The sequence below is a fragment of the Magnetospirillum sp. 15-1 genome (assembly GCF_900184795.1).
Lineage (GTDB): Bacteria > Pseudomonadota > Alphaproteobacteria > Rhodospirillales > Magnetospirillaceae > Phaeospirillum.
In genome coordinates this window covers 615,703-631,095 of record NZ_FXXN01000028.1, presented here as the reverse complement: position 1 = coordinate 631,095, position 15,393 = coordinate 615,703, and the positions used below count along the sequence as shown (strand labels likewise).

At 68.3% G+C, this 15,393-nt stretch carries 12 protein-coding genes; 6 read left to right on the top strand and 6 right to left on the bottom strand.

Annotation, left to right across the window (positions count from 1 at the left end):
* Positions 1-27: 27 nt before the first annotated feature.
* Positions 28-2,127 (top strand): indolepyruvate ferredoxin oxidoreductase subunit alpha, encoded by a 2,100-nt coding sequence (locus CP958_RS24240; RefSeq protein WP_096704733.1) that lies wholly within the window; start codon positions 28-30, stop codon positions 2,125-2,127.
* Positions 2,128-2,129: 2 nt separating this feature from the next.
* Here the strand turns inward: CP958_RS24240 and CP958_RS24235 are convergent, their stop codons facing one another.
* A complete protein-coding gene (locus CP958_RS24235) occupies positions 2,130-2,534 on the bottom strand; it encodes a hypothetical protein (protein ID WP_096705039.1) in 405 nt (134 codons plus the stop codon).
* A gap of 30 nt (positions 2,535-2,564) precedes the next feature.
* Positions 2,565-3,020, bottom strand: a complete 456-nt coding sequence (locus tag CP958_RS24230) for a BPSL0067 family protein (RefSeq protein WP_096704732.1) — start codon at positions 3,018-3,020, stop codon at positions 2,565-2,567.
* 131 nt (positions 3,021-3,151) lie between these two features.
* Between CP958_RS24230 and CP958_RS24225 the strand changes: the two genes are divergently transcribed.
* Genes CP958_RS24225 through CP958_RS24210 form a run of 4 tightly spaced genes read left to right on the top strand, consistent with a single transcriptional unit; the run spans position 3,152 to position 7,704 of the window.
* A complete protein-coding gene (locus CP958_RS24225) occupies positions 3,152-4,663 on the top strand; it encodes an indolepyruvate oxidoreductase subunit beta family protein (RefSeq protein ID WP_096704731.1) in 1,512 nt (503 codons plus the stop codon).
* 40 nt (positions 4,664-4,703) lie between these two features.
* Positions 4,704-5,645 carry an HlyD family efflux transporter periplasmic adaptor subunit gene (locus CP958_RS24220; RefSeq protein WP_096704730.1) on the top strand — a complete coding sequence of 314 codons (942 nt, stop codon included), beginning with the start codon at positions 4,704-4,706 and terminating at the stop codon, positions 5,643-5,645.
* On the top strand, positions 5,642-6,568 hold the full coding sequence (locus tag CP958_RS24215; protein ID WP_096704729.1) for an ABC transporter ATP-binding protein: 927 nt from the start codon (positions 5,642-5,644) through the stop codon (positions 6,566-6,568). Before CP958_RS24220 ends, CP958_RS24215 begins: the two co-directional genes overlap by 4 nt.
* A complete protein-coding gene (locus tag CP958_RS24210) occupies positions 6,565-7,704 on the top strand; it encodes an ABC transporter permease (protein WP_096704728.1) in 1,140 nt (379 codons plus the stop codon). Before CP958_RS24215 ends, CP958_RS24210 begins: the two co-directional genes overlap by 4 nt.
* Before the next feature lie 4 nt (positions 7,705-7,708).
* Here the strand turns inward: CP958_RS24210 and CP958_RS27425 are convergent, their stop codons facing one another.
* The 3 genes from CP958_RS27425 to CP958_RS24195 all read right to left on the bottom strand — a co-directional run bounded on the left by CP958_RS27425 (position 7,709) and on the right by CP958_RS24195 (position 12,786).
* Positions 7,709-9,040, bottom strand: coding sequence for a methyl-accepting chemotaxis protein (locus CP958_RS27425; RefSeq protein WP_096704727.1), 1,332 nt, complete (start codon positions 9,038-9,040; stop codon positions 7,709-7,711).
* An 11-nt stretch (positions 9,041-9,051) separates the two neighbouring features.
* Positions 9,052-9,582 carry a PAS domain-containing protein gene (locus tag CP958_RS24200; protein ID WP_096704726.1) on the bottom strand — a complete coding sequence of 177 codons (531 nt, stop codon included), beginning with the start codon at positions 9,580-9,582 and terminating at the stop codon, positions 9,052-9,054.
* Between the two features lie 147 nt (positions 9,583-9,729).
* Entirely contained in the window at positions 9,730-12,786 is a 3,057-nt protein-coding gene (locus CP958_RS24195) for a CHAT domain-containing protein (RefSeq protein ID WP_141400627.1), read from the bottom strand.
* 188 nt (positions 12,787-12,974) lie between these two features.
* Between CP958_RS24195 and CP958_RS24190 the strand changes: the two genes are divergently transcribed.
* Entirely contained in the window at positions 12,975-13,739 is a 765-nt protein-coding gene (locus CP958_RS24190) for a transporter substrate-binding domain-containing protein (RefSeq protein WP_170959097.1), read from the top strand.
* On the opposite strand, the gene CP958_RS24185 is transcribed toward CP958_RS24190, so the two are convergent.
* Positions 13,711-15,363, bottom strand: a complete 1,653-nt coding sequence (locus CP958_RS24185) for a SpoIIE family protein phosphatase (RefSeq protein WP_242443127.1) — start codon at positions 15,361-15,363, stop codon at positions 13,711-13,713. The two genes, CP958_RS24190 and CP958_RS24185, sit on opposite strands and share 29 nt — an antisense overlap.
* Between the last annotated feature and the right edge of the window lie 30 nt (positions 15,364-15,393).

Genomic DNA, 15,393 nt, shown 5'->3' with positions numbered 1-15,393 from the left:
TAATGGGAATGACTTCAGGAGGGCGGCATGGCCGAACGGTCGTTCCAGCATGAAATCGGGTTGTTACGCTTAGGCGAAGGCGAGACTTTCCGCGGCGAGGGCATCCTGGCGGTGACCAAGGCGTTGCTGCAATCGGGCGTCACCTATGTGGGCGGCTATCAGGGAGCGCCGGTGTCGCACCTGATGGACGTGCTGATCGATGCCGAGGACCTGCTGGGCGAATTGGGCGTGCACGTCGAGGCCGCCACCAACGAGGCCGGCGCCGCCGCCCTGTTGGCCGTCTCGCTGGCCTATCCGGTCAGGGGCGCCGTCACCTGGAAGTCGGTGGTCGGCACCAACGTCGCCTCGGATGCGCTGTCCAATCTGGCCTCGCCCGGAGTGATCGGCGGCGCGCTGATCATCATCGGCGAGGATTACGGCGACGGCGCTTCCGTCATCCAGGAGCGCAGCCACGCCTTCGCCATGAAATCGTCCCTGTGGCTCTTGGACCCCCGCCCCCATCTGCCCTCCATCGTCCACATGGTGGAGAAGGGCTTCGAACTGTCCGAGGCCTCCAACACGCCCGTCATGGTCGAGCTGCGCATCAAGGCCTGCCACGTCACCGGCAGCTTCCGGGCCAAGGACAACAAGGCCGGCGCGCCACTGCAGGCCCCCGCCGCCTTCGATTACGGCCGGCTGTCCCATCCGCCGTCCACCTTCGCCCACGAGGTGGCCAAGGTGGAAAGCCGCCTGCCGGCGGCAAGGGCCTTCATCGCCAGGCACAAGCTCAACGAAGTGTTCCCCGGCGGCCGTTCGGACGTGGGGATCATCGTCCAGGGCGGACTATACAATTCCCTGATGCGCGCCTTGGCCAAGCTGGGCCTGGCCGATGCCCTGGGGAATTCGCAGATTCCCATCTACTGCCTCAACGTCACCTGGCCGCTGGTCCCCGAGGAGGTCTCTGAGTTCTGCGCCGGCAAGAGCGCGGTGCTGATGGTCGAGGAGGGCACGCCGGAATATCTGGAGCAGACCCTGTCGCTGATGATGCGTCAGGCCGACATCCAGACGAAGCTGCACGGCAAGGACTGCCTGCCCCAGGCCGGCGAGTACACCGCCGACGTTCTGGCCGCCGGGCTGGCCCGGTTCCTGGATTCCGAGCCGGCGAAGCAGGTCGCCGCCGCCACCGAGGCACGCCGCAAGACGGCGGCCGCCCTGCTGGACCGGGACCTGCCCGGCCGCCCGCCCGGTTTCTGTACCGGCTGTCCCGAGCGTCCGGTGTTCAGCGCCTTGAAGCTGGCGCAAAAAGACATCGGCCAGACCCATGTGGCCGCCGATATCGGCTGCCATTCCTTCGGCACCCTGCCGCCGTTTTCCATGGGCAATTCCATTCTGGGCTTCGGCATGAGCCTGGCTTCGGCGGCGGCCATCAGTTCGGTCACCGGCAAGCGGCCGGTGGCGGTGATGGGCGACGGTGGCTTCTGGCACAACGGCATTATCTCCGGCGTGGCCGGCTCGCTGTTCAACAAGGGCGACGGCGTGCTGGTCATCTTGCAGAACGGCTACACCTCGGCGACGGGGCAGCAATTCATGCCCTCGACGCTGGCCGAGGGGCATCGCAACGAGACTCCCATGGATATCGAGGCGACGCTGAAGGTCATGGGGGTCAAGTGGCTGAGGAAGGTGCGCTCCTACTCGGTCTCCACCATGCGCGAGACGCTCAAGGACGCCATCAAGGGGGCGGGCAAGGGCCTGCGCGTCATTATCGCCGACGGCGAGTGCCAACTGGCCCGCCAGCGCAGGGTGAAGGCCGAGGACGCCGCCAGGCTGAAAGCCGGGGAAAAGGTGATCCGCGTCCGCTACGGCGTCGATGACGACATCTGTTCCGGCGACCACGCCTGCATCCGTCTGTCGGGCTGTCCGTCGCTGACCATCAAGCCCAATCCCGATCCATTACGCGACGATCCCGTCGCCTCGGTGATCCCGTCCTGCGTCGGCTGCGGCCTGTGCGGCGAGGTGGCCCACGCCGCCGCGCTGTGCCCGTCCTTCTGGCGGGCCGAGGTGATCCAGAATCCCACCCGCTTCGACCTGTGGCTGGACGGCCTGCGCCGCCGGGTCATCGGCTGGATGCAGGGGAGGGCAAGCGCATGACCTCAAGGCCGCGACGTGCACCAGACGCGCAGGAAGCGGGTTTCGGTCGGGCCGCCGGTGCCGGGCTTGACCGGTTGGGGCTTCAGTACATCTTGGCCAAGCCAGTCGCAGCGGAGAATGCGGCCGGGAATCTTGAGAACGATGTCGCGACCACGGCCATGTGGTCCAACGTATGCGCAAGTGAGCGTCGCGTTCAGATTGTTCCAAGGCTGTGGAACTTCCGTCGAGTGCCAGATATCGCCACGCCGAACTTCGGTGGTCATGTCGCCACCATCCTCGTCGCCGTAACTGGGATGTGCTCCCGCGAGTTTATGGTCGGGACTATCTGGATCGACCAACGGGCAATCGGTCTGAAAGGCCAAAGCGGGCGCGGCGATCACGAGCATGAAGAGGGTAAGTCGAAGCATGGCGAAGTCTCCCTCGCCATGCTGCCACACTCACTTATGTTTGATAACCGAGTAGCGCTCGGCACGGCCTCCAAAACCTTTGAAGGTCTTTTTGGGCGGTTCGCCATTCGATTGGTCCAGCACCCAGATTCCCGGAGTGATGCCCTTGGTTCCGTACTGGATGAAGATGGCGGCGTGGTTTCCGCTCGAGGCGTTGGGATAACGGCCATCGACGAAGGTGGCGATGGGCGTGCCGCGCTCCAGTGGTGGGTCGCCGAAATCATGGATGGCCGGGCCTTCTTGCCAGAATTTGGCCGCTCCCACTTCCGGTGCGAGATGCTTGACCAGGGCGACGCATTCGCTGCTTTCGCCCACCTGTTTGCCGCCGGCGATGATCGCCGCCATCCTGGCGTCGAAGTCCTTGACCACATATCCGTGCTCGGACGCGGTCTTGGACCAGCGGCCGTGATCATCGCGGGGCTGGGCGGGAAAGTAGGTGTCGGGCATGGCGAATCTCCAATGAAAAAGGCCGCCCGATGGGGGCGGTCCGGTGCAAGGCGCAGGTGTGGCGGTGATGCCTCCAGCCTAGCCGCCAACGACAATGTTGTCAATTTGTTCCTACCCGTAAGGAGGGCGGCATGAGCCCGGTTTCCCGTCCCTTCTGCCTCGTCGTCGCCGCCATGGGCGGCGAGGGCGGCGGCGTCCTCACCGACTGGATCGTCGAGGCGGCCAACGCGTCCGGCCTGGCGGTGCAGAGCACCTCGGTACCGGGCGTGGCCCAGCGCACCGGCGCCACCACCTATTACGTCGAGATCTTCCCGACGCCGCTGGCCGAGCTGGGGGGCGCCGAGCCGATCCTGGCCCTGTCGCCGTCGCTGGGCGAAGTGGACCTGATCGTCGCCACCGAACTGATGGAGGCGGCGCGCAGCGTGACGCGCGGCTGGTCGGCTCCCGACCGGACCCACCTTATCGCTTCCACCCATCGCGTCCATGCCGTGGCGGAAAAGATGGAAATGGGCGACGGCCGTTATGACGTGGATCACCTGCGACAGGCCATCGTCGCCGGTACCCGCGGCCGTCTGCTGTTCGACATGGAGCAGGCCGCCAAGTCGGCGGGCTGCATCGTCAACGCCGTGCTGCTGGGCGCCATCGCCGGCAGCGACCTGCTGCCCATCGCCCCCGAGGTGTTCGAGGCGCAGATCGTCGCCGGCGGCAAGGCGGTGGAGAGCAATCTGCGCGGCTTCCGTCTGGGCTTCCAGGCGGCGCGCGGCGAGGTTCCCGCCGCTCCGCCCGCTTCCCACAAGCGTCCCCATCCGCAGGTGGAGGGCGCCGCCCTGGTCGCCGCCCAACTGGGCTTCCTGCCGCCCGCCGCCCGTGCCCTGGCCGAGGAGGGGGTGAAGCGTCTGGCCGCCTATCAGGACGCCCGCTACGCCCGCCTTTACGTGGAGCGGCTGCAGTCCCTGAGCGCCGCCACCACGGACGAGGCGGTGCTGGCCCGCGTCGCCCGGCATCTGGCGGTGCGCATGTCGTTCGAGGACGTCATCCACGTGGCCCGCCTCAAGACCGCGCCCGACCGCATGGAGCGCATCCGCGCCGAAATCGCCGCCCGGCCCGGCCAGCCGGTGGTGGTCAAGGACTTCCTCAAGCCCGGCCTGGAAGAGGTCTGCGCCCTGCTGCCCGGCTTCCTGGCCCGGCCCATCCTGAATGCCGCCCATCGCGGCGGCTGGGCCGACAAGGCGGCCTGGGGGCGGCAGGTCAACGCCAACGGCATTCTCGGCTATGCCTCCATGCGTCTGCTGGCCGGGCTCAAGCCCTGGCGGCGGCATTCCCATCGCTTCGTCCAGGAACAGGCCGGTATCGAGGACTGGCTGGCGGCGGTGGCCGAGGCGTCCCGCCTGTCGCCGGCCCTGGGCCTGGAAGTGGCCGAGTGCGCCCGGCTGATCAAGGGCTATGGCGAGACCTGGCGGCGCGGCACCGCCAATTTCCAGCGCATCCGTGATGCCGTCATCGCCCCGGCCGCCACGGGCATCTGGCCGCTGCCCTTCGCTCTCGACGCCATCGCCAACGCACGGGCCGCCGCCCTGGCCGATCCGGAGGGCAATGGGCTGGACCGCACCCTGGCGGCCATCGCCGGAAAGGCTGCCGCATAGCCTGATTGACAGTCCGGGATTGCCCGCCGATTCTGGCGGTATGAGACCCCTGGCCGCCTGCCTCCTCTGCCTGTTGCCCACCCTCGCCGTGGCCGAGCCCCTGCGCCTGCAGGGCTATGTGGAGGGCGAGTACGTGCGGGTCGGCCCGACCGCCGCCGGCACCCTGGCAAGCGTCGCGGTGCGGGAAGGTGACAGGGTGACGGCGGGGACGCCGCTGTTCGCGCTCGATACGCTGACCGAGCGGGCGGCCCGCGATCAGGCCCGGGCCGACCTCGAGCGGGCCGAGGCCCAACTGGCCGACCTGAGGAAGGGCAAGCGGCCCGACGAATTGAAATCCATCGCCGAGCAGAAGGCCGAGGCCCTGGCGGCGCTGCGCCTGTCCGAGGTGACCCTGAAGCGCCAGGACGTGCTGGCGCGGGCCGATTACGCCTCGCGCGCCCGCCTGGACGAGGCCAGGGCGGCGCTGGACCGCGACCGTGCCCAGGTGCGGCGCCTGGAGGCCGAGTATCGCACGGCGCTGCTGGGCGCCCGGCCCGACGAGATCGCCGCGCAGGAGGCCCTGGTCGGCCAGAAGCGTCTGGAACTGCTGAAGGCCGACAAGCGCCTCGCCGACCTTTCCCCCAACGCCCCCGCCGAGGCGGTGGTGGAGAAGGTCTATTACCGCACCGGCGAGTTCGTCGCCGCCGGCCAGCCGGTGGTGTCGCTGCTGCCGCCCGGCAACGTCAAGCTGGTGTTCTTCCTGCCCGAGCCCCGGCTGGGGGCGCTGAAGGTGGGCGACGGGGTGGCCTATGGCTGCGACCGCTGCACCCCGGGCGAGGCGCGGGTGTCGTTCATCGCCACCCAGGCGGAATACACTCCGCCGGTGATCTATTCCGTGGAAAGTCGCGACAAGCTGGTGTTCCGCGTCGAGGCGCGGGGCGGGGCCGCGCCCCTGGCCCTCAATCCCGGCCAGCCGGTGGACGTCTCGGTGCCGGCCAAGTGACCGGGGCGGCGGCCATCGACGTGGAGGGGCTGGAGAAGCGCTTTTCCGGCCGCGCCGTGGTCCGCGACTTTTCCATCCTGGTGCCCAGGGGCCGCATCTTCGGCTTCCTGGGGCCCAACGGCTCGGGCAAGACCACCACCATCCGCATGCTGTGCGGCCTGCTGACCCCCGATGCGGGGCGCGGTACCTGCCTTGGCCTCGACATCCGCACCCGGGCCGACGAGATCAAGCGGCGGGTCGGCTACATGACCCAGAGATTCTCGTTCTACGAGGATCTGACCATCGCCGAGAACCTGGACTTCGTCGCCCGCGTCTACGGCCTGGACCGCCGGAAGCAGAGGGTGGACGAGGCACTGGAGGGATTGGGCCTTTCCGAGCGGCGCCGCCAGTTGGCCGGCACCTTGTCGGGGGGATGGAAGCAGCGCCTCGCCCTGGCCGCCTGCGTGCTGCACGAGCCCGAGCTGCTGCTGCTCGACGAGCCCACCGCCGGTGTCGACCCCAAGGCGCGGCGCGATTTCTGGGACCACATCCACCGGCTGGCGGCGGGCGGCATGACCGTGCTGGTCAGCACCCATTACATGGACGAGGCCGAGCGTTGCCACGACATCAGCTATCTGGCCTATGGCCGGCTGATGGTGCGCGGCACGGTGGCCGAGGTGATCCGGGGATCGGGCCTGGTGACCTGGCTGGTGGAGGGCCAGGGCGCCGATCTCCTGGCGTCGCGCATGGAGGGGCAGCCCGGTATCGTCATGGCGGCGCCGTTCGGCAATGCGCTGCATGTGAGCGGTACCAGCGCGGCGGCGCTGGAGGCGGCCATCGCGCCCTGGCGCCACGATCCCAATCTGGTGTGGAGCCGCACCGAACCCAGCCTGGAGGACGTGTTCATCCATCTGATGGGACAGGCGGAGGACAATTTCCGATGAACCCGTCCGCCTTCTCGTGGTCGCGGCTCAACGCGGTGATGGTCAAGGAGGTCATCCAGATGCGCCGCGACCGGCTGACCTTCGCCATGATGGTGCTGGTCCCGCTGCTGCAACTGGTGCTGTTCGGCTACGCCATCAATTCCGATCCCAAGACGCTGCCCACCCTGGTCAACGTGCAGGAGACCGGTCCCTTCGCCCGCGCCCTGGTGGCCGGGTTGCGCAACTCGTCCTATTTCCGCGTGGTCGGCGAGGTGCGTTCCGAGGCCGAGGCGGAGCGGCAGCTCGCCACCGGCGACGCCCAGTTCGTGGTGACCATTCCGGTGGGCTTCGAGGCCGCCCTGGTGCGGGGCGAGCGGCCGGCCGTGCTGCTGGAGGCCGACGCCACCGATCCGGCCTCGGCCAGCAATGCCGTGGCCGCCGCCGCCGCCATGATACGCACCGTGTTCGACACCGAACTGACCGGGCCGCTGTCCCATCTGCGCGGCCAGCCCGACCCCATCGATCTCAGGGTGCACCGGCGCTACAACCCGGAAGGCATCAGCCAGTACAACATCGTCCCCGGCCTGATGGGGGTGATCCTTACCATGACCATGGTCATGATGACCGCCCTGGCGGTGACGCGCGAGCGTGAGCGCGGTACCATGGAGAACCTGCTGGCCATGCCGGTGCGTCCCCTGGAGGTGATGGTCGGCAAGATCCTGCCCTATATCGGGCTGGGCTATGTGCAGGTGGTGGTGATCGTCGCGTCGGGCCGCTGGCTGTTCGGGGTGCCGCTGATGGGCAGCCTGACCCTGCTGTCGGCGGCGCTGCTGCTGTTCATCGCGTCCAACCTGACGGTGGGCTTCACCTTCTCGACGGTGGCCAAGAACCAGTTGCAGGCCATGCAGATGAGTTTCTTCTTCTTCCTGCCGTCCATCCTGCTGTCGGGATTCATGTTCCCGTTCCGCGGCATGCCGGTCTGGGCCCAGTGGATCGGCGAGCTGTTTCCGCTGACCCACTTCCTGCGGGTGGTACGCGGCATCCTGCTCAAGGGCAACGGCGTGGCGGAAATCTGGCCCGAGATGTGGCCGATCATCGCCTTCGTGGTGGCGAGCGCCATGCTGGCCTTGAAGCAGTACCGCCAGACGCTGGACTGACGCCCTACCGCACCTTGCTGACGTACTGGTTGACCTCGGCGTTCAGGGCCTCGACCACCTTGGAGAGCGAACGGGCGCTCCAGATGACGCGCACCGTGCCGCCGCAGGCCTGGGCGGTGGATTGCGACAGGTGGGCGACGTTCTCCGACACCTCCGAGGCCTTGGTCGCCACTTCGTCGATATGGCTGGAGATGTCGCGGGTCACCGCCTCCTGCTCCTGCACCGCGCCGGCGATGGCCGAGGCGATGCCGTCGATGGTGCGGATGGTGGCGACCACGCCCTCGACGCCGCTGGCGGCGGCCCGCGCCGCGTCCTGCACCGCTCCCACCTGACGCGAGATATCGTCGGTGGCGCGCGCCGTCTGGTTGGCGAGGTTCTTGACCTCGTTGGCGACCACGGCGAAGCCTTTTCCCGCCTCGCCCGCCCTGGCCGCCTCGATGGTGGCGTTGAGCGCCAGCAGGTTGGTTTGCGCCGCGATGTCGTTGATCAGCTGCACCACCACGCCGATCTGGCTGACCGATTCGGCCAGACCGTTCATGTGGTTCACGGTCTCGCCGATATCGGATACCGCGTTCTGGGCGACCTCGGCCGACTGGGTGACCTGCTGGGCGATCTCGTTGATGGCCAGGGCCAGCTGGCGGGTGGATTCCGACACCGCCGAGGCCAGTTGGGTGGTGGTCTCCGCCGCCTCGCCCACGGTGATGGAGCGTCCGCCGGCGCTTTCCGAGCGGGCCGCCATGGTCTGGGCGGTGCGGCCGATGCCCACGGTGGCGTTGGACACCTCGGAGACCATCTCGTGCACGTTCTTCTCGAACGTCCGGGTCTCCTGGTCGCGGGCTTCCATGTCGCCCAGCACCTTGTTGATCATCTCGGCATAGCTGCGGTAGTCGCCGCGCAGTCCCTGGACGGGGATGTAGCGGAAGTACTCCTTGGCGCCGGCCCGCTTCATGGCGGCGCCGGTGTCCTTGGCGAATTCCTCGGTGAGGTCGAGGACATGGTTGAGGCCGTTCATCATGCGGCCCAGCTCGTCCTTGCGGCCGATGCGCAGCACCCGGATGTTGAGATCGCCCTGGGCGGCCTGCTGGGCGGTGGCGGCGCCGCGTTCGATCAGGCCGAGCACGGCGCCCACCTCGCGGAAGGCCGACAGCGACACCGCCAGCAGGAACAGCCCGGCCAGACCCAGCACCACCAGCGCGCCGATGGCGAAACCGGCCCCGCCCTCGGCGGCGAACAGGCGCCAGACGGCGGCGAGGGCGACCAGCACGATGACGGCGACCGCCGAGCCGACCAGAAAGGCGGCGGTATTGGTCCGGCCACGCAGCGACGGATTGGACATGCTTTTCTCTCCTACCGGCTGATGGTCATGACCAGACGGTCATAGCTGTCGAATCCGAGATCGCCGATGGTCTTGACCAGGGCGGCGAAGGATTGCTCCACGCCCTGCTTGCGGTCGGCGGCGCTGTTCTCGATGCCCAGCAGGGTCTCGTAGAGCGGCTTGACGGTGGCCACCGCCTCGGGCTTGGGGACGCGGCGGTTGGAGTGGTAGCCCACCATCTTGCCGGTCCGGTCGTAGCAGGGCGTCACATGGGCGAACACCCAGTAATGATCGCCGTTTTTGGCCCGGTTCAGCACATAGGCGAAGACCTCGTGGCCGGCGGCGATGCGATCCCACAGGAATTTGAAGACGCAACGCGGCATGGCCGGATGCCGCAGGATCGAATGGGGCGCCCCGAGAAGTTCCTCCTCGGTATAGCCGCTGATCCCCAGGAAAACGTCGTTAGCGTAGGTAATTTTTCCTGTCAAATCGGTCTTGGAGACGATGACGTCGTCCCACTGAAAGGTCCGCTCCACATTGGTAAGCGATCGGTCGATGGCCATGGCGGAGCCTTCCGTTGAATAAATTTAGTATAATCAAAGAGTTCGAGCGGAAGCACGGCCGCATTGTTCATGCGGCTGTTCATCCTGCCCCCCGACGAAGGTTGGGGGTGGGGCCACACCCTGTCAACCGGCATGAATTCCGCCGGCTTATTGTCCCGCTCCGCGCCCCCCGCCGCCATCGCCCACCAGGGAGAACGGCGCCCAGAAGGTGGGATGGGCATAGGAGAACTGTTCCTTGCCGGCGCCGTCCAGGGGGCCGGGACCGTCGATCAGGCCGAGCATGGCCTGGCGCAGCGCCTGGGCGCGCGACAGGGCCGGGTCGGCGGCCTGGCGGCGGAACAGGTCGGTGGTCAGCAGGCGGGCCGAGGTGGTCTCCACCGGCCAGTTGCTGACCAGCAGGGCGCGGGTACCGGCATAGAAGAAGGCGCGGCCCAGGCCGGATACCGCCTCGGCCCCCGCCCCCTCGCCGGCGGCGGTGTTGCAGGCCGACAGCACCACCCAGTCGGCATCCAGCTTCAGCCCCATGATCCGCTCCATGGTCAGCACGCCGGCCGAACCGTCGCCGCTCACCTCGGGCGAGGAGAGCGCCAGGGCCGGCTGGTCCAGACCGGCCAGGTCGCCGGGGATCAGCCCGTGGGTGGCGAACATGACGATGCGCCATTTGGAGAGATCCAGGCTGCGCACCTTGGCTTCGCTGGCGCGGGCCTGCAGGAAGATGTCCTGCTCGGGGTCGGCGTTCAGCACGCGGGCGATGCTCGACACCTCCTCGGCGGTGTCGGGCAGGCGCGGCAACTGGGACAGTTCGGCGGTGAAGTCCGGCCCTGATTTCGGCGCGGCGCGGCGCTTGACGCCACGCTGGGTCGCGGCGGCGGCGGGGGTGTCCATCTGATCCCTGGCGAACAGGGGATCGCCGAAGGCGATGAAGGTGCGGCGCGGCACGTTGCGGTCGGGCAGGGCGCGCAGGGTCGAGAGCGCCCCGGCCGAGGGCAGTTGGGCGATGGCGACCTTGCGGGCCAGCCACGGCACGTCGCGGTATTTGGCGAACAGCGGCCCGACGGTCCCGGCCGCCGGCTTCGCCGCCTTGGGCGGCGGGGCGGTGGGCAGCAGGCCCAGCGGTAACTGGCCCAGCGGCCCGTGAGGTACGGTGAAGACGGTGGTCGCCTGGGCCCAGGCCGGCTCCAGGGGAGCGAGGGCGGCGGCGTAAAGCCGCCAGGCGCTGTCCAGATCGAACTCGGGAATCTCGTCGATACCGCTGATGGACAGGTCGAGAGCCTGGCGCAGCCCCTTGATCTGCGCCTCCAGCGGCACGCGGCCCAAGGGGGCGGCCACCATGCGGGGCTCGCCGCCGGCCGGCACTGCCCAGGCATACAGCCGGTCGTCGGCACTGTAAAAGGCCAGCATGGCTTCACCCGGCCGCAGATGGGCCTGGATGTCGGCCACGGTGCTGGGCCGGGGATTGGCCATGCGGCCGTATTCGGGGAAGCGGGCGGCGATCTCCTTGAGATCGGCGCCGCGTCCGGCTTTCAGGGCACCGATCCGCTTCTTCAGGTCGGCGATGGCATCGGCGTCCAATTCCTCGGCCCGCGCGCTGATGGCGTTGGCCAGCAGGCCGTTCATGGCGGCGATCTGCTTTTCCGCGTCCTGGCTGCGCCGTGCCAGTTCGGCCAGGGCGGGGTCGGCGGCGGCGGCCCGCACCGCCGAGGCGGCCAGGGCACGCTGCACCGAGCGGCCGCGCGCCGCGTCGGCGAGGCGGAAGCCTTCGGCCACCGCCTGGGCGTCGCCGGTCTTGAGCAGCAGGGCCATGTCGGCCTCGAGGATCAGGCGCAACTTCTGATCGCGGGCCAGATTGCCGGTTTCCTCGTCCTCGTCGCCCTGTCCCTCGATCAGGATCGGCACCGCCTTGGCGAAATGCCCGCGGGCCTCGGCGTCGCGGCCCAGCGCCGCCAGCGAGGCGGCCATGAAGCCCCGTGCCTGGGCGGTGGTGTAATGCTCCTCGCCCAGGCGTTTGGCGAAATCCTCCCAGGCGCCGGTGAACAGGCGCAGCGATTCCTCGGCGCCGCCGGTCTTGAGCATGGCCAGGGCGTAGTTGGAATTCTGCCGGATGAAGGCTTCCAGCCCGTCGGGGTCGTTGGCATAGCCCTCGCGCATCAGGTCGAACTCGGCGCGGGCCTCGGCCCAGCGGTACTGGGCGGCCAGGATATCGGCCAGCACGCCGCGCGACGCCCCCTTGCCGGCCACCCCGGCGGCCTGGGTGACGTCGAGACCCTTGCGGGCCAGGGACTCGCCCTCCTTCAGCCGCCCCTGCTCGGCGATGATGCGACCCAGCGCCACCAGCCCGGACCCGGTGCGCTGCGACGTGGCGCCCACCGTGCTCTGATAGATGTTGAGCGCGATGCGGGCCTCGTTCTCCGCCTCGGCCAGACGGCCCTGCTGCCGCAGGTTTTCCGAGAGCTGGAAATGGCGGTTGCCGACGATATAGGTCCCCCTGGTGTTGGGCGCCTCCTCGTAATTGGCGATCACCTTGCGGATCAGCGGCTCGGCCTCGGCCAGTTTGCCCTCTGCCACCGACACGGCGATGTCGCAGCGCAGTTCGTTGACCCGGCGCCAGGCGGCGGCCACCGGATTACGCTGTTCCGCCCGCCCGCTGGCCGCCCGGTTCGAGGCGGCGACGCATTCCTCGCGGGTCTGGCGCGCCCCGTCGGCATTGCCGAGCTTGGCGTAGCCCTCGGCGATCAGGGCCAGATCGCGCACCACCAGATTGACGGCCTCGGTGCTCTTGATGGCTTCGCGGTAGGACGCGATGGACGGGTTGATGCGGCCGAGATTGGATTCGGTCTGGGCCAAATTGTAGAAGATGTCGGCCCGCAGGTCGCCATTGGGGGCCACCAGCTTGGAGGCCTTGCGGAAGGCGGCCAGCGCGTCCAACTGCCGCCCGAGTTCGATGGCGGCGTTGCCGCGGTAGAAGTAGAACTCGGCCAGGGTCGCCGGGTCCTTGGTGTCGGGTTCCGGCTCGGCCAGCTTGGCGGCGGCGCGGGCCCGTTTCTCCGGATTGCTGAGCAGGGACTCGTCCAGCAGGCGGTCGGCCGAGGCTTCGGTCGCCTTGCGTTGCATGGGGCCGCCGTCCTCGGCGGTCTGGGCCGGCGCGGGCGTGCCCCGCAGCACGGCCAGGGCGAGGGCGACCATAATGAAAAGCCGTGACGTCATGCCAGACTTCCTCTGCCAGATCGGCGGCCCTCGTTCTCCGCAATGTGATGATGACGGGGAGGCGGCGCAACTGTTTCCGGCGTAATTTTATAACAATTAGTTCGGTGCGAAGATCAAACGTCGGTATTGACGGAATATTGCGTACCCCGTTTCATGCCAGGGAGAGCGTCTGTCGATGCGAGGTCGTGATGCGCCCTGGTTTTCTGGTGTGGCTGTTTTTGCCGCTTCTCGTCACTCCGGCCTTGGCCAGGGAGGTGAAGGTGGGCATCGGCCGGTCCATCTCGCCCTACGTCATTCCCGATGAGCTGCGCGGCCTGGAATACGACGTCGCCAAGGAGGCCCTGGCCGTCGAAGGCCATCGGCTGGTGCCGGAATTCCTGCCGCTGGCCCGCGAGGTCAAGGCGTTCGAGGGCGGGCAGATCGACGCCATGCTGACCCAGCGGCCGGGCGGGTTGCCCGATGCGACCTATTCCGACGTCTACGTGGTCTACCGCAACTACGCCATCACCCTGGAATCGCGCAATCTGGCCATCAACGGTCTGGCGGATCTGGCGGACAAATCGGTGCTGGCCTTCCAGAACGCCGCCCTTTATCTCGGCCCCGAATTCAAGGCGGTGACGGCGGCCAATCCCAACTACCGGGAAGACCCCAAGCAACAGGCGCAGCCGACGCTGCTGTTCCTCGACCGGGTGGACGTGGTGGTCGCCGATTCCAAAATCTTCAACTGGTTCGCCAACCAGTCCGAGGTCAAGGCCAAGGTGGATACCACCCAGCCCCTGCGCTATCACCCGCTGTTCCCGCCGACCGAATACCGGGTCGCCTTTCGCGATGCCGGCCTGCGCGACGCCTTCAACCGCGGTCTGGCCCGGCTGCGGGCCGACGGCCAGTACGACCGCATCGTCGCCCGCTATTCCTCGGGAATGGTCAGGGAGCCAGCGGCCGGATCGCGATGAAGGTCATGTCGTCGCGGCAGGGCTGATCGCCACGCCAGGCATCCAGGGTGGCGAACAGTTTTTCCTTCTGCTCCTCCAGCGGCAGGTGGGCGATGCCGCTCAGGGCCTCCTGCAGCCTTCTCCGGCCGAACAGCCGGTGGTTGGGGCCGCCCATGTGATCGATCAGGCCGTCGGTGTAGAGGTAGAAGGTGGCGCCCGGAAGGATGGGGACCTCGTGGCAGGCGAAGGTGGCGTCGGGCGGGCTGTCGCGGTAGCCCAGGCTGCGCCGGTCGCCCCGGATCACCTTTATCTGGTTGTCGCTCCACATCATCAGCGGCAGGTTGGCGCCGGCGAAGGTGGCGACGGCGCGTTCGCGGTCGAAGACGCAGATGGCGGCGTCCAGGCCGTCGTCGGCGGGGGCGTCGGCCCGGTCCTGGCGCAGCGCCGACTTCACCAGGAAGTTGAGCAGGGCCAGGATCACCGCCGGATCGTCATGGCCGTGGTGATGAAGGATGCGGGCCAGGATCGACGACACCACGGCGGTCATGAAGGCGCCGGGCACGCCGTGGCCGGTGCAGTCCATCACCGCCACCACCGTCTTGTCGCCGAAGGTGCCGGTCCAGTAATAATCGCCGCCGACGATATCGAAGGGGCGCCAGCCGACCGTGAATTCGTGCACCGTCCCTTCCAGTGCCGCCGTATCGGGCAGCAGCGCCGTCTGGATGCGGCTGGCGTAACGGATGCCATCGGAAATGAAACGGTTGGCCTTTTCCAGCTCGGCGTTGGCCCGTTCCACCCCTTCCTTCTGCTGCTCCAGTTCGTGGGTGCGGTCCTGGACCCGCTGCTCCAGGTCGCGGGCCAGGGCGGCCAGGGCGCCTTCGGCGGTGTCGCGGCCGTCCAGTCCGCGCTGGGATTCGGCCAGCAGGGCGTTGACGTTGCGCACCAGAAGGCCCAGTTCGTCACCCTCGTGGCGGGGCGGCAGATCGATCAGCAGGGCGCCGGGCCGGGCCGGGTCCACCGTGGCGATGGCCTGGCCGATGCGCAGCAGCGGCTTGGTGATCAGGCCGTAGAACACCGCCACCACCAGCAGACACAGAATTACGGTCCGCGCCGCGCCCGACGCGGCGCTGGCCGCCACATGGTCCAGGTAGCGGTTGAGCAGCAGGGCGGGGTCGAGGCGCAGTTCCAGCTTGCCCACGTCGCTGGCCGCTTCCTTGATGCGGGTCTGAAGCGGCAGGGAGTGCTGGGCCATGTCGCCGAACAGCCGCTGGGCCAGGCCGGGGAAAGCGGTCGTGCCCGGCGGATGGCTGGCCTGTCCCAGAACATCGCCGAAATTGTCGGTCAGCCGGACCTCGGCCACCATGGGGTCCAGCGCCAGACCGCCCACCACCTCGCTGGCCAGATCGTGGCTCAGCATGTAGGCGGCCTCCACCGCCATGCCGCGCACCAGGGCGAGATTGGCTTCGCTGCCTTTGCCCACCTCCTGGCGCATGCGCTGGTAATCGGCCGACAGGTCCCAGATTCCCGATGCGGTGCCCAGGCCCAGCGCGATCAGCAGCGTCGCCACCGCCTGCTTGAAGGACAGGCCGCGAAAGGTGCCGATGGTATGGACTTGCGAGGCGGAAGGGGGGACTGAGACGTTCACCGGGGGGGGGGGCTCTCGACGGAAGGTGAA